The sequence below is a fragment of the Dongia sp. P2_B8 genome, assembly GCF_056404715.1.
In genome coordinates this window covers 316,081-330,254 of record NZ_JBFUDM010000001.1, presented here as the reverse complement: position 1 = coordinate 330,254, position 14,174 = coordinate 316,081, and the positions used below count along the sequence as shown (strand labels likewise).

Below are 14,174 nucleotides of genomic sequence, written 5' to 3'. Positions count from 1 at the left end.
TCTATTCGGTCTTGAGAGCGACGCGGTCGGCAAGTGGCAGATGCCGCGCATACCAGGCGGCAACCGGGGCCATCACCGGGTGCTGAATGTCATGCGCGATCAGTTCCCATACCCGCGGCATGAAGCGCTGGTACCAGGGTTTGCCATCGCGCTTCAACAACCGCGCGAAGGTGCCGGCGATGCGGGTGTTGCGTTGCGCGCCGATGATCGCATAGGCCGCCATGTAAGCATTGCGATCGAGTGCCGGATTGGCCGCGAGATAGCGCTCGATCATCCGGTCCATCAGATCCCAGGGCACATTGCGCCGCACGTCTTCCAGCAGGGACACGAGATCGAACGTCACTGGCGCCAGCACCGCATCCTGGAAATCAAGGAGGCCACAGGCAGCGATCCCCTTGCGGTCCTTGAGAACGAGGAGGTTGTCGACGTGAAAATCGAACAAGGCGATGTTCTTCGGTGCCTTCTCGCGTTGTGGCAACACCTGGTTCCACGCGGCCACGAAGTCGGCACGAACATCGTCCGGTGCCGGGACGCCGAAATGCGCCGGCCAATACCAGTCCAGCACCAGCTGTACCTCACGGAGCGCACGGGCATCTTCAAAGACCGGCAGCGTATCGAGCTCCGCCTGCGGCATCACCCCATGCAGCGCGACGAGCGCATCGGTCGCCAGCGCATAGAGCTCTTCGGCATTGCCGCCGGCATCGAGCTCGCGGGTATAGGTCTGGTCGCCGAGATCTTCCAACAGCAGGAAGCCAGCTTCGGCATCCTCGGCATAAATCTCCGGCGCGCTGAAGCCGAGGCCCTTGAGCAGGCGGCCGATACGGATGAAGGGGCGCACATTTTCCATCGGCGGCGGCGCATCCATCAACACGGCCGTGCGGCCATTCAGGTTCAGCCGGTCGTAATGGCGAAACGAGGCATCGCCGGCCAGCAGCCGGATGTCCGCCTTGCCCCACCCGGCCTGTGCCAGGAACGCATCGCGCCGTGCCAGGCGCGCTGCGGCATCGGCCGCCATCGTCGATCCGTTCATATCCCCGCAACTCCCCCGCTCAGCGACGCCTTCAATGATGCCAGGCGCGCCGCCCATTCCGTTCCGCCCGCCAGGGTCAGGCGGCGCGACTCGGCATCCTTGCCGGGCGCCAGAGTCACGTCCAGGCGCTTGCGTGGCAAGAGAGAGCCCAGCCGGTCCGGCCATTCGATCAGGGAAACACCACTGTCAAAGGCCTCTTCGATGCCGACCTCATAGGCCTCTTCCGCCCGTTTGAGACGGTAGAGGTCGAAATGCCAGATCTCGGCCGGCGCGCCGGCAATGGTCGCGGGATAGGTCTGCACCAAGGTAAAGGTCGGGCTCGGCACCGATTCTTGGGTCTCCGCGAGGGCGCTGATAAAGCCGCGGGCAAAAGTGGTCTTGCCCACCCCCAGATCGCCCCACAGCGCCAGAATATCGCCGGATCTGACGATTTGCGCCAAAAGACCCGCGAACCGTCCGGTTTTGTCCGGATCGGCGAGAGTGATTTCGAGCAGAATATCTGGCGCGACTGGCTTCATGGCGTCGGTTTGTAGCCGCCCGGCGACCTCACCGCAACGGCCATTGCAGTGCTGGATTTGCCCATTGATTACAATGTGCTAAAGGATGCCCCGCGGGATTGATCGGGGAATTTTGGAGGGTGTCATGAGTGCAGTTCAGCAAACCGATGTCGTGATCATCGGCGCGGGGCCGGTCGGCCTGTTCGCGGTATTTGAATGCGGCATGCTGAAAATGCGCTGTCATGTCATCGACGCGCTTGAGAGCACCGGCGGCCAATGTGTCGCCATGTATCCGGAAAAGCCCATCTACGACATCCCAGGCTATCCCGCGATCGACGCCGCAGCCCTCATCCAGAAACTTGAGGAACAGGCAGCGCCCTTCCACCCGACTTATCATCTTGGCCAGCAGGTCGAAAAGCTGACCCAAACAGGTGACCGCTGGCTGGTGGAAACCAATACGGGCACCAAGATCGACACCAAGGCCGTGATCGTGGCGGCCGGCTGCGGCGCCTTCGGCCCCAACCGCCCGCCGCTCGATCATCTCGCCGAATATGAAGGCAAGAGCATCTTCTACCTGGTGAAGCGGCGCGAGGATTTCCGCGGCAAGCGCATCGTCATCGCCGGCGGTGGCGATTCGGCGCTCGACTGGACGATCTCCTTGGCCGACCTCGCTGAGAAGATCTATGTCATCCATCGCCGCCCAAAATTCCGCGGCGCACCGGAATCTGTTGCCCGCATGGAGGCGCTGGCCAAGACCGACAAGGTCGAGCTGGTGGTGCCCTATCAGTTGCACAGTCTGGAAGGCCAGTCGGGCCAACTCTCGGCCGTCAATGTCGCGACCTTGGAAGGCGATATCCGCCGGCTGGATGCAGACACGTTGCTGCCGTTCTTCGGGCTCGCCATGGATCTCGGCCCTATCGCGCAATGGGGCCTCAATCTTGAGCGCAACCATATTGCGGTCAACCCGCAGAACTGCGCCACCAGCGCGCCCGGTATTTTCGCAATCGGTGATATCGCTACCTATCCCGGCAAATTGAAGCTCATCCTGTGCGGCTTCTCGGAGGCAGCCATGGCTGCCCATGCGGCGCATCCGTTGGTCCATCCGGGCGAAGCGCTCCATTTCGAGTATTCGACCTCGAAAGGCGTTCCGGGTAGTTGATCGTTGCGGCAGCGTCACGCACTAGGTACCATTTCCCACTACTCCCGATGCGTGACCGGCATTTATTTGGCGTTAACATTCTTTTGCCAAGGTGATGAAAGACCAACATTTGTTCGGTCGGGCGACGTTGCCTAACGTATTGTCAAAGCAGGGTTTCCACCTTGAATACGGCGGTCTCACGTCAGAGCGATACGAAAGCGGACTCCGACGACGATTTCGGCGAAGACCCGACGCGTCCGGCACCTTGGCAAATCCTGATCGTCGATGACGATCCGGACGTTCACCTCACCACCGAATTTGCCCTTGGGAATGAGATCATCCAGGGGCGCAGCCTCAAATTCCTGCACGCCCATTCGGCGGCCGAAGCTGAGCGCATCCTGGCGGCCCCCAACGACATCGCCGTGATCCTGCTCGACGTCGTCATGGAATCGGATGATGCCGGGTTGCGCCTGGTCCGGACCATTCGCGACACGCTGGGCCTCATCGTGCCGCGCATCATCCTGCGCACCGGCCATCCGGGCTATGCGCCCGAGCATGATGTCATCCGCGATTACGATATCGACGATTATCGAACCAAAGCCGAATTGTCGCGCGCGCGCCTGTTCACGTCGGTCGCCACGGCCTTGCGCGCCTTCGATCGGCTGCGGCAGCTGCAGGAGGCCAATCAGCGCCTCGAACGCCTGACGCGCGACCTGGAAATTCTCAACATCGATTATCTTGAGCAGCGCGAGGCCGCCTTGGCCGCCGCCTTGGCAAAGTCCCGCTTTCTCAACAATGTCAGCCATGAACTGCGCACCCCGCTCAACGCCATCGTCGGCTTCAGCGAACTGTCGTTGCGCGCAGTCAACGAGCATCGCCCCATTCCGCAAGCCTATCTCGAAGACATTCTGGAAGCCGGCCGGCGACTTTCGTCCCTGGTCGATGACATTCTCGACTTCAGCCAGCTTGATGCGCGCAAGCGCCAGCTGGTCTGGGAACCGGTCTGTATCCAGGAGCTGATCGACTATCAGCAAGAACTCTATATGACGGAAGCGACCAGGATGGGGCTGAAGCTCGACGTCGTTACGGGCGACAAGGGCTTGCATTGCGACCTCGACCGAAGCTCGCTCAGCAAGGTCCTCGGTCATATCATTGGCAACGCCCTGCGCTATTCGCCGCGCGGGCAAACGATCGGGATCGGCTGGGGTCATAGCGACGGTGCGCTCAGTATTTCGATCAGCGACCGCGGTCCAGGCATTCCCAAATCGATCAAGGAAAATCTCGATGAGCCCTTCTCGATCGGCCAGGAAGTCCTGACCAAGGATGCCAGTGGCTTGGGGCTGGGCCTGACCATCTGTCGGCACCTGATGACCATGATGGGTGGCCGTATCATGATTCAGGATCGTGATGGCGGCGGCACGCACGTCAATCTCCTTCTCCCTGCTGCCGCACATTAGAGATGGCGGTGAGCACCGCGCCCACAACTTCCAGCCTGCCCGACGCCGTCTCCGCCGAGACGGTGGCATTTCTGGCCGAATTGGCACGCCTGCCAGCCATTCAGAATGGCGATGTCGAGGCGGTCGCATCCCTCATCTGCGAACGCTGTCTCGGGCTGACAGATGTCCGCTACATCAGTGTCTGGATGCTGGATCCCGATCAGGCCATGCTTCGCAGCATCGCGCGCTATGACCGAACGACCCGCAGTTTCTGTGCCGAGATTGCGATATCGGGCAGCGATGTCACCGAGGAGCTCGCCATCCTGCGCAATGCCACGCAGATTGCCAGCGACGACGCCCTGACTGATCAGCGACTTGAGGGTGTCCGCGAAAGCTATCTGCGGCCGCAGGGAATCACGGCCGTCCTCGAACATGTGATCCGGGTATCCGGCAAAGATGTCGGCCTGCTCAGCCTCGAGCAGACCGGAAAGCCGCGACCGTGGAAACCAAGCGATTCAGCGCTGACACGCGGATTGTGCAGCTATCTCGCCTTGACGTCGGTCAATCGGCAGAAAATCGCGCTGGAGCAGCAGGCGGCTGAAACTTCCGCCCTCCAAGCGGCGATCCTCGAAAACGCCGCTTATGCAGTCATTGCGACGGACGTCGATGGTCAGATCACCTTCTTCAATCGGGCCGCTGAAAAGATGCTTGGCTACCAGGCGGCTGAGCTGGTCAACAAAACCGGTCCGATTTTGTTTCATGATCCGGAAGAAGTCATCGCGCGCGCAAAGATCCTGTCAGATCACATGCAACGCAGTATCGCCCCTGGCTTCGAGGTTTTTATCGCCAAGACCTTGGCCGGTGAAGCCAATGAGGACGAATGGACCTACATTCGCAAGGATGGCAGTCGCCTGACCGCCCTCCTCTCTGTCACCGCCATTCGTGACGCCCGCGGCCAGGTCACAGGTTTCCTCGGCATGGCGTCCGACGTTACCGAACGCAATCGTGTTGCCTCCCGCCTGCGGCAATCCGAGGATATTCTGTCACGCGTCCTCTTGCAGTCGCCGGATGCCATTCTGGTCACCGCCTTGGATAGTGGTCGCATTCTCGACGTCAATCCGGGGTTCGAGCAGATTACCGGCTATCGACGCACCGACGTGATCGGCAAGACGACCGTCGATCTTTCCATCTGGGTCGACCTTGCCGAACGCAATGAAATGCTGCGGCAAGTGCGCGCCCATGGCGAAGTGCGTTCGATGCCAGTGCAAATCAGCCGGCATGGCGGAGATAGACGGCAATGCATCTTGTGGGGACGCATTTTCGAATATGCTGGCGAACAAGCCCTTCTAACCTCAGTTCACGACGTCACCGATCTGCGCGAGGCTGAGCAGGCGGCCAGCGAATCTCGGCGCATGCTGCAGGCCGTGCTGGATGCCGTGCCATCTCACGTCTTTTGGAAAGACAGGAATTCGGTCTATCTTGGGTGCAATCGCCAGTTTGCCTTGGACAACGGCTTTACCGACCCGGCTGAGGTTGTCGGCAAGACCGACTACGATCAATTGAGTGGGCATAGCCCGGAGCAATTGGCAGAGAACGAGACCATCCTTGCAACAGATCGGCAATTGGTCGCCAGCAAGCAGCCGGCTGCACCGCGCACCGCGCTCTTTGTGAAACCCGACGGCAGCGTCCGTTGGGTGAATGTTGCCAAGACTCCGTTGCTCGATCAGGATGGTGACGTCATCGGCATCTTGGGCGTTCAACACGATGTCACCGAATTCCTGGAAAGCGAAAAATCAGCACGCGACTCACAGCAAATGTTGCGGTCGGTACTGGACACAATCCCGTCAGGCGTTTTCTGGAAGGACCGGAATTCCGTCTATATCGGATCGAACCGGCAGTTTGCCAAAGACGCCGAACAGGGCGATCCAGGCAACATCGTGGGCAAGACGGACGCCGACATGATTTGGCGGGACAATGCCAAGACGCTTGTCGAGGATGACCGGCAAGTCATTGCAACTGCGCAACCTATTCTGGACCAGATCAGCTCATACGCTGCAGTAGACGGAAAGATTCGATGGTTCGAGACTGACAAGGTACCTCTCATCACGGAAGCTGGCGAGGTCAAAGGGGTTCTTGGCGTCCAGCATGACATTACCGAACAGTTGCGCCGTCAGGAGATCGTGCGGGCCGGAGAGGAGAAATTGCGTGCTCTCTTCACCCTCAGTCCATTCGGTATCAATCTTCAGAACATGGACGGCCGGTATCTAGAGGTCAATGCCGCCTTCCTGGATATCGTCGGTTACGATCTCGAAGAGATTAAAAAGCTGACCTGCTATGATCTGATCCCTGACGAATATCTGGATATCGAACCAGATCGACTGCGCGCACTGCGCGAAACCGGCCTCATCCCGGCCTATGAAAAGGAATATCGGTGCAAGGATGGCTCCCGGGTCCCCGTGTCGACCACCACCGTTCTGGTTCCCGGGCTGGATGGCGAACACTATAAATGGACGATCGTGGAAAATATTACGGAAAGACGGAAAACCGAGGAAGCCCAGCGGCGCCTGAATGATGATTTGGAGCGGCTGGTCACGGAGCGAACCTTCGAATTGAAATCTGCCATGGAAGGCTTGATGCGTGCCGAGAAACTGGCATCGCTCGGCAGCCTGGTGGCAGGTGTCGCCCATGAGATCAGCACGCCGGTCGGCAACGCCAGCCTCGCCTCTTCTACTTTGGTGGGTGCCATCGGCGAGTTTGAGCAGCAAATGGCCGGCAAGCTGTCGCGCTCGATGCTGGAAAGTTTCGTCAAGCAGATCAAGCTCGGCGTCGATATCGCCAACCGGAATATCGAGCGGGTCGCTGGCCTTATCCAAAGTTTCAAACAGGTCGCGGTCGACCAGACCAGTTCCCAGCGCCGCCAGTTTCAGCTCACGGAAGTGGTTGATGAAATCCTGACCACGATGCACCCCAGCCTGAAGCGCCGTGCCGTGACGACAACGGTTTCGGTACCGCCGGATATTGTCCTCGATTCCTATCCGGGTCCGCTCGGGCAGGTCTTGACCAATCTCATCAACAACAGCCTGCTTCACGCCTTCCCCAGCGATGCATCTGCCAAAGATAAGGTGTCCGTCAAGGATCGACCGCGGACCATTCGCATCAAGGCGGCGCTCGTCGACCACACTCATCTGCGCCTTGAGGTCAGCGATGACGGCAGCGGCATGGCGGCATCGGTCCTGGGGCGTATTTTCGACCCATTCTTTACCTCCAAACTGGGTCATGGCGGCAGTGGCCTGGGTTTGCATATCGTCCACAGTATCGTCGCCGACATGCTGGCCGGCACCATAGCAGTCGCAAGCGAAGTCGGTGTCGGCACGACCTTCACGATCATCATGCCGTGCAAGACGCCAGTGTCTGCAATGGCCGAAGCACAGGGGATGTTGGCATGACCGACGAACCATCCTTGCCAACGACCGAGATCGACGGGACAGCGCGCTGGGTACTGTTGCGCCTGAAGCCGCACAAGGACGATGACGCGCTCGATTTTCTGGCCGAGGACGAAACCGACGCAGCGGCTGGCACCGTGTTGCCCTGGTCGATCCTGGTGGTCGATGACGATGCCGAGGTCCACCGTGCTGTCGACCTTGCTTTGATGATGGTCAAGGTTCATGGCCGGCCGCTCCAGCTCAGTCACTGCAACTCAGCCGCCGAGGCGCGCACGCTGTTGTTGGAGGGCACGGAGGCGATCGATCTCGTTCTGCTCGACGTCGTCATGGAGACCGCCGATGCCGGCCTGACCTTGCTGGATGAAATCCGTGCACTTCCCGCGATGCGCGGCTTGCCGGTGCTGTTGCATACCGGCCAGCCCGGTCACGCACCGGAACGGATCGTGCGCATGCACTATGACATCAGCGGTTATCTCACCAAATCGACGGTAACACGACAGACGCTGATCGATGCGCTCGGCATCATTCTGGGTGGGGCGAGGCTTAGCTTTTAGTCCGGCCCATCAGCGTGTGACCGTGGCGGCCAGCGGCAAGGCACAGACGATGCGCCGTCCCTGTGGTCCGGTTTCGGTCAACAGACGTCCGCCATGCAACTCGATCAAGGTACGCGCCAACGCAACACCAAGGCCGCGCGTCGAACTGCGTGCCTGCGACGAATCGGAGTCCGGCCCGACATCGACGCCGAAATCGTCCTGCGCTCCCTGCACCGCAACGCCGATATCCATTGTTTCCTCGCCGCGCGTTGCCGATACCACGATGGTGCGGCCACCGGGGGCAGCGCCGATCGCCGCGCTGAGCAGATTGCCGAGCGCCTGCTTGAGGCGCTGCGGGTCGGCCCGGATAGCACCGATATCGGGTGCCACTTCAATCAACAAATCGATGTTGCGACTACGGGCGCGCTGCTGGAACAGGCGGGCGATGGATTCCGTCAGCTGGCGCACATCGACCATGGTGGGTTCCAGATGGATATAACCGGCCTCGATCGCCGCCACATCGATCACGTCGCCGATCATCAGGATCAGGTTCTGCGCTGAATCGAGGATGGCCGAGGCATATTCCAGCTGGCGCTCGTTCATGTCGCCGAAATATTGCCGTGCCAGCAATTCGGCATAACCGATGATGGCATTGAGCGGCGTGCGGAATTCATAGGAAACGTTGGCGATGAATTCAGACTTCAACCGGTCGGCTGCCATCAGCGCCTCGTTGCGCTCGGTGAGGGCTCGCTCCATGTTGATGCTGTCGGTGACATCCGTATATTTGAACAGGCGGCCGCCGTCGGCGAGCGGTATGGCGGCGATGTCGATGATCTTGCCGTCGACGCGCTCCAGGCGCCAGTTCTTGACCTCGCGCTCGGCGACGTCGGTGACGATGCGCCGGCGCAGATCCTCCCAATTGGGCCGACTCTCGAAGAACGGCTTCACCGCCTCGACGATATGGCGCACATGCGGCTCGCCCTCGACGGTCTCCGCCTTGAGGTTCCACAAGCGCACGAAAGCCGGATTGTAGAGCTTGAGGCGCGCATCGCCGCCGAACACGGCAATGCCTTCGAAGAGATGATCGATGGTTTCCTTCTGCACTTCGATCAAAGTGTTGTAGTTCCGCTCCAGCGCCAATTTGTCGGTGACATCCTCGAAAGTCAGGATGACGCCACCGAACGGGTGGGGTGAGGCCAGCATGCGGTAGGTGGCACCGCTCGGCACATGCATGAGATCCTCGAACGGCGCGATCACCGACATGATCTGCCGGCTCCATTCCTGTTTGAAGGACCGGAAATCCGCCTGTTCCGGGATCTGCCGCCGCTCGCGCAGCATGTCCAGTACCTGATCGACCAAAGGCTCCTGGCGCAGAAAGCCGGCATCGAGGTTGAACATTTCGCGGAAGGCCGTGTTGAAGAACTTGACGCGCTTGTCGGGGCCGAAGATGACGATGCCGGTACCCAGGGCCTGCAGCACATCGTCATGGGCGGCGATGTGGCGTGCCAGCTCGCCATGGCTTTCTTCGAGCTGGGTCTGGTCGAGGGCAAAGCCGATGACCGAGCCGTCCGGCAGCGGCACTTCGGTCAGGTCATAGAGCCGCCGCTGGCCCTTCACGACCAATTGCTGGCTTTCCGATTGCGCAAGGCCCACCCGCTGCGCGCGCTTGGCCAGCGCCTTGGCCGCGGCATTGATCTCGCGCCGCTCGCCGATGACGCGCTCGACCGGCAGATCGTAGATATGGGCAAAGGCCGGGTTGCACCAGGCGATGGACAGTTCGGAATCGCGCCGCCACACCGGGTAGGGCAGTTGCTCAAGAAGTTGTGCAAGTGACCCGGCCGTCTTCAAGGCATGGCCAGCGGCCTGCTCGACCGGCTCCACCACGTCGCTGACATCGCTCAGCCACAGATGGCAGGTCTCACCGGAACGGTTGCCGACCCAGCGCAGGCGCATGCCGACGGTGGGGGCCGGCACGAAGGAGAAGCCCTGCCCCTCTTTCTCCAGCGCCATGATGGCAGCCAGCAATTCCACCTGGTCCGCCGGCTTGATGCGCGCTACCAGATCCATCCGGGTACAGTCGCCGGCCGGCAGGCTGAGCCAGCTGCGCGCCTTCGCATCTGCCGTGGCGCGGCCGCCTTTGGGCCAGGAAACATGCGCAACCGGCGCCGTCGCCCATTGCGCTGCACTCTCTGTGGCAGCTGCGTCGGCGGCCACGGCTTGGGCCTCTAGGTCGCTGACCTGCCGTGCCAGCACCGCCTTCGCCTGCGTCAGCTGCCAGGCATAGGCAGCGGCAGCGATAAACCCGCCGCCCAAAACCCCAAGGCCCATCCAAAGCTGCAGCGAGTCGCTCATGAGACGACACTTTACGAGTGCGCGATTCCGGTGACAAGCCGCCCGTCCGGCACCGCTCAAAGAGAAAGGGCGCCCGACCCATCGGCCAGACGCCCTTTTCAACCTTCGCCCCTTTCAACCCTGGATCATCACAGCATCAGTAGCGGTAATGCTCCGGCTTGAACGGACCGGAAGCGGCGACGCCGAGATAGGCAGCCTGCTTCTCGCTCAACTTGGTGAGCTTGGCGCCGACCTTTGCGAGATGCAGGAAGGCCACCTTCTCGTCGAGATGCTTGGGCAGCACATAGACTTCGTTCTTGTAGGCCTTGTGGTTGTTCCACAGCTCGATCTGCGCCAGCACCTGGTTGGTGAAGGACGCCGACATGACGAAGCTGGGGTGACCCGTGGCGCAGCCGAGATTGACCAGGCGGCCTTCGGCCAGCACCAGGATGCGGCGGCCGGTCGGGAATTCGACCTCATCGACCTGCGGCTTTACATTGTGCCACTTGAAGTTCCGCAAGCCGGCGATCTGAATTTCGCTGTCGAAATGGCCGATATTGCAGACGATGGCCCGGTCCTTCATTTCGCGCATATGATCGACGGTGATGACATCGACACAGCCGGTGGCCGTGACGAAGATGTCGCCGCGGGTGACGGCATCTTCCATGGTCGTTACTTCATAGCCTTCCATCGCCGCCTGCAACGCGCAGATCGGATCGGCTTCGGTCACCAGCACGCGGCAGCCGGCATGACGCAGGCTTTCGGCCGAGCCCTTGCCCACGTCACCGAAGCCGGCAACGACGGCGACCTTGCCGGCCATCATGACGTCGGTGGCGCGGCGGATGGCGTCGACCAGGCTTTCGCGGCAGCCATACTTGTTGTCGAACTTCGACTTGGTGACACTGTCGTTGACGTTGATCGCCGGCACCTTCAGCGAACCGTCCTTCTGCATCTGATAGAGGCGGTGGACACCGGTCGTGGTCTCTTCCGAGATGCCCTTGATGTCCTTGAGGATGTCCGGATGCTTGTCGTGGAGGAGAACGGTGAGATCGCCGCCGTCATCCAGCACCATGTTGGGCTTCCAGCCACCGGGGCCGGTGACCGTGGCGTCGATGCACCACCAGAATTCCTCTTCCGACATGCCCTTCCAGGCGAAGACCGGAATGCCCTTGGCGGCGATGGCCGCGGCGGCGTGATCCTGGGTCGAGAAGATGTTGCAGGACGACCAGCGCACTTCGGCGCCGAGGTCGATCAGTGTCTCGATCAGCACGGCGGTCTGGATGGTCATGTGCAGGCAGCCGGCGATGCGGGCGCCTTTGAGCGGCTGCTTCTTGCCGAATTCCGCCCGCAGCGACATCAGGCCCGGCATTTCAGTTTCGGCAATCGCGATCTCCTTGCGGCCCCATTCTGCGAGGCTGAGATCTTTCACCTTGAAGTCATTGGCGGCGGCCATAAGAGGGTCTCCATCAGATAAGGATTTATTTATATGCGCCGTATAGCAGGCCGCCGTTCCAGCGGCAAGCGCTGCTTTTGCCAATCCTATACGACTATTAAATGGTTGATCAGATTATAGAAATTAGACATAGCGCAAGGCTAATAGGCCCATCGGCTGTCGGGAAAAGGGGAACCGCCGCCCAGGAGAATGGGTCGATTCCAGCCGCGATCAGACCGCGAGCGCGTTGAAATCGTCGAGCAGCATGGCAATCCGCCCGGTATCCCATTGGTCCATGATGAGGCGCGCACAGCGGGTCGCCGCCAGATAATCGATGTTCCGGATACGCTGCTTCACACGCGGCAGATTGACCGGCGCCATGGAGAGATCCTGGATGCCGAGGCCGAGCAGCAGCGGTGCAAATTTCGGATCGCCGGCAATCTCGCCGCAGACGCTGATGGGAATGCGGGCGCGGAGCGCAGCTTCGGTCGCGAACTGGATGAGGCGCAGCACCGCCGGATGCAGCGGATTGTAAAGATGCGCCACCTGCTCCTCGCCACGGTCGATGGCGAGCGTATATTGGGTGAGATCGTTCGAACCCACGGCGAAGAAGTCAGATACCTGCGCCAAGGCGTCGGCGGCCAGTGCCGCGCCGGGCACCTCGATCATGACCCCCATCGGTGGCAGCGGATCCGCCATTCTGACACCGCGCCGCTTCAGGCGCTTGGCAACCTGCAGCAGGATCTCGCGCACCTGCTTCACTTCCGAGAGCGACGAGATCATCGGCAGCAGGATGCGTGTCGGCCCAAAGGCGCTGGCGCGCAGGATTGCCGCCAGCTGCGTTTCCAGCAACGGCCGCTCCTGCAGGCCCAAGCGAATGGCGCGGAGGCCCAGCGCCGGATTGGCCGTCTCGCCCAGCCGGTCGCGCAAGGACGGCGCCAGCTTGTCGCCACCCACGTCGAGCGTCCGGATGGTGACGGGCTTCCCCTCCATGCCCTCGACCAGCGCGCGGTAGGCCTCGGTCTGTTCATCTTCGCTGGGCAGATCGACCCGGTTCATGAACAGGAATTCGGAGCGCAGCAGGCCGATACCCTCGGCACCCGCCGCCAGCGCCATGTCAAGCTCGCGCGGCAGCTCCAAATTGACCAGCATGCCGATGCGCTGGCCATCGCGCGTGATGGCCGGCAGCTTCTTCAAGCGCGCGAGGATTCGTTCGGTCTTTTCCAGTTCCAGCTGGCGGCGATGAAACTCATCCAGCCGCGCCGACGTCGGATTGATGAAGATGCGCCCGCCCGCCCCGTCGATGATGACCGTGTCACCGGTCCTGACCGCATTGGTAAGGCCGGCAAGGCCGAGGACGGCCGGCAAGGCCAGCGAGCGCGCCATGATGGCGGTATGGCTTTCGGCACCACCCAGCTCGGTGGCAAAGCCATGAATGCGCTTGGGATCGAGAAGGGCCGTATCCGCCGGCGTCAATTCTTCGGCGATGACCACCGCCCCTTCTGGCAGATGCTTGAATGCCTCGAACGGCGTCTTGGTCAGGTTGCGCAGCAGCCGGTCGCCCACCTCGCGCACATCCTTGGCGCGCGCCGAGAGATAGGGATCGTTGAGATGTTCGAAATCATGAGCGACAGCGTTGATTTCCGCCTGCACCGCAGCTTCAGCATTCTGCCGTGTCTCCAGGATGCGCTTTTCGACGCCGCGCACGACGCGCGAGCCGGACAGCATCTGCAAATGCGCATCCAGCAGAAATTCGAGTTCTTCGGCGGCAGCACCGTGCAGTTCGGCGCTCTTCTTCTTCAGCTTGCGAAGCTGGCGTTCTGATTTCGCCAGAGCGTCTGCGAAACGTTCCATTTCGGCAGCGACCGCGCTCTCGGCGATTTCATAATCGGGCACATTGACGACGCCGATCTCGACCACATGCGCTTCGCCGATCGCGATGCCGGCGGAAACGCCTAGCCCTTCGAGCAGAATCTCGCGTGCAACAGAGTTTTCGGGCGCGGCTTTATCCGTCCCGGATTTTGACTGGCGACGCGGCGGGCGCGGCCCATCATTCTTCATCGAATTTTCGTTCGATAAGATCGACCAGGGCGTCGATCGCCGCCTTGGCATCTGTACCATCGGCACGGATTTCCAACTCGGACCCGATGCTGGCGGCCAGCATCATCAGCCCCATGATCGAGCCACCGCTCACATCCATCTCGCCCTTGGCGACGCGGATGTCGGAAGAGAAAGCACCGGCCGTCTTCACGAATTTGGCCGCGGCACGCGCATGCAAGCCCTTTTGATTGGAAATCTGGGCGCGGGCAATGAGTGTGTTAGGACCCGACATCA

10 protein-coding genes are annotated in these 14,174 nt (G+C 61.1%); 4 read left to right on the top strand and 6 right to left on the bottom strand.

The window, feature by feature from the left end; all coding sequences use genetic code 11:
• Position 1: 1 nt before the first annotated feature.
• Both AC1DWZ_RS01440 and tsaE read right to left on the bottom strand, forming a co-directional pair.
• A complete protein-coding gene (locus AC1DWZ_RS01440; protein ID WP_477167080.1) occupies positions 2–1,030 on the bottom strand; it encodes an aminoglycoside phosphotransferase family protein in 1,029 nt (342 codons plus the stop codon).
• Positions 1,027–1,548, bottom strand: coding sequence for a tRNA (adenosine(37)-N6)-threonylcarbamoyltransferase complex ATPase subunit type 1 TsaE (gene tsaE, locus AC1DWZ_RS01435; RefSeq protein WP_477167079.1), 522 nt, complete (start codon positions 1,546–1,548; stop codon positions 1,027–1,029). The genes AC1DWZ_RS01440 and tsaE overlap by 4 nt, the downstream gene beginning before the upstream one ends.
• Positions 1,549–1,672: 124 nt before the next feature.
• Here tsaE and AC1DWZ_RS01430 point away from each other — a divergent pair, with 124 nt between their 5' ends.
• From AC1DWZ_RS01430 to AC1DWZ_RS01415, 4 genes are all read left to right on the top strand, one after another.
• Entirely contained in the window at positions 1,673–2,686 is a 1,014-nt protein-coding gene (locus tag AC1DWZ_RS01430; RefSeq protein WP_477167078.1) for an NAD(P)/FAD-dependent oxidoreductase, read from the top strand.
• Between the two features lie 161 nt (positions 2,687–2,847).
• Entirely contained in the window at positions 2,848–4,122 is a 1,275-nt protein-coding gene (locus tag AC1DWZ_RS01425) for an ATP-binding response regulator (protein WP_477167077.1), read from the top strand.
• Between the two features lie 8 nt (positions 4,123–4,130).
• Positions 4,131–7,547 carry a PAS domain S-box protein gene (locus tag AC1DWZ_RS01420; RefSeq protein ID WP_477167076.1) on the top strand — a complete coding sequence of 1,139 codons (3,417 nt, stop codon included), beginning with the start codon at positions 4,131–4,133 and terminating at the stop codon, positions 7,545–7,547.
• Positions 7,544–8,098, top strand: a complete 555-nt coding sequence (locus tag AC1DWZ_RS01415; protein ID WP_477167075.1) for a response regulator — start codon at positions 7,544–7,546, stop codon at positions 8,096–8,098. The genes AC1DWZ_RS01420 and AC1DWZ_RS01415 overlap by 4 nt, the downstream gene beginning before the upstream one ends.
• 9 nt (positions 8,099–8,107) lie before the next feature.
• Here the strand turns inward: AC1DWZ_RS01415 and AC1DWZ_RS01410 are convergent, their stop codons facing one another.
• The 4 genes from AC1DWZ_RS01410 to AC1DWZ_RS01395 form a co-directional block, all read right to left on the bottom strand.
• A complete protein-coding gene (locus AC1DWZ_RS01410) occupies positions 8,108–10,429 on the bottom strand; it encodes a sensor histidine kinase (protein WP_477167074.1) in 2,322 nt (773 codons plus the stop codon).
• 136 nt (positions 10,430–10,565) lie between these two features.
• Positions 10,566–11,861, bottom strand: a complete 1,296-nt coding sequence (ahcY, locus tag AC1DWZ_RS01405; RefSeq protein ID WP_477167073.1) for an adenosylhomocysteinase — start codon at positions 11,859–11,861, stop codon at positions 10,566–10,568.
• A 210-nt stretch (positions 11,862–12,071) separates the two neighbouring features.
• Complete coding sequence (ptsP, locus tag AC1DWZ_RS01400; RefSeq protein ID WP_477167072.1) at positions 12,072–13,901, bottom strand: phosphoenolpyruvate--protein phosphotransferase; 1,830 nt, start codon at positions 13,899–13,901, stop codon at positions 12,072–12,074.
• A complete protein-coding gene (locus AC1DWZ_RS01395) occupies positions 13,891–14,172 on the bottom strand; it encodes an HPr family phosphocarrier protein (RefSeq protein ID WP_477167735.1) in 282 nt (93 codons plus the stop codon). Before AC1DWZ_RS01395 ends, ptsP begins: the two co-directional genes overlap by 11 nt.
• Positions 14,173–14,174: the final 2 nt, after the last annotated feature.

Bases quoted from the DNA above. Each gene is read 5' to 3' on its own strand.
- AC1DWZ_RS01440 (WP_477167080.1), bottom strand. From the start codon at position 1,030: ATGAACGGATCGACGATGGCGGCCGATGCCGCAGCGCGCCTGGCACGG.
- tsaE (WP_477167079.1), bottom strand. From the start codon at position 1,548: ATGAAGCCAGTCGCGCCAGATATTCTGCTCGAAATCACTCTCGCCGAT.
- AC1DWZ_RS01430 (WP_477167078.1), top strand. From the start codon at position 1,673: ATGAGTGCAGTTCAGCAAACCGATGTCGTGATCATCGGCGCGGGGCCG.
- AC1DWZ_RS01415 (WP_477167075.1), top strand. From the start codon at position 7,544: ATGACCGACGAACCATCCTTGCCAACGACCGAGATCGACGGGACAGCG.
- AC1DWZ_RS01410 (WP_477167074.1), bottom strand. From the start codon at position 10,429: ATGAGCGACTCGCTGCAGCTTTGGATGGGCCTTGGGGTTTTGGGCGGC.
- ahcY (WP_477167073.1), bottom strand. From the start codon at position 11,861: ATGGCCGCCGCCAATGACTTCAAGGTGAAAGATCTCAGCCTCGCAGAA.
- ptsP (WP_477167072.1), bottom strand. From the start codon at position 13,901: ATGAAGAATGATGGGCCGCGCCCGCCGCGTCGCCAGTCAAAATCCGGG.
- AC1DWZ_RS01395 (WP_477167735.1), bottom strand. From the start codon at position 14,172: ATGTCGGGTCCTAACACACTCATTGCCCGCGCCCAGATTTCCAATCAA.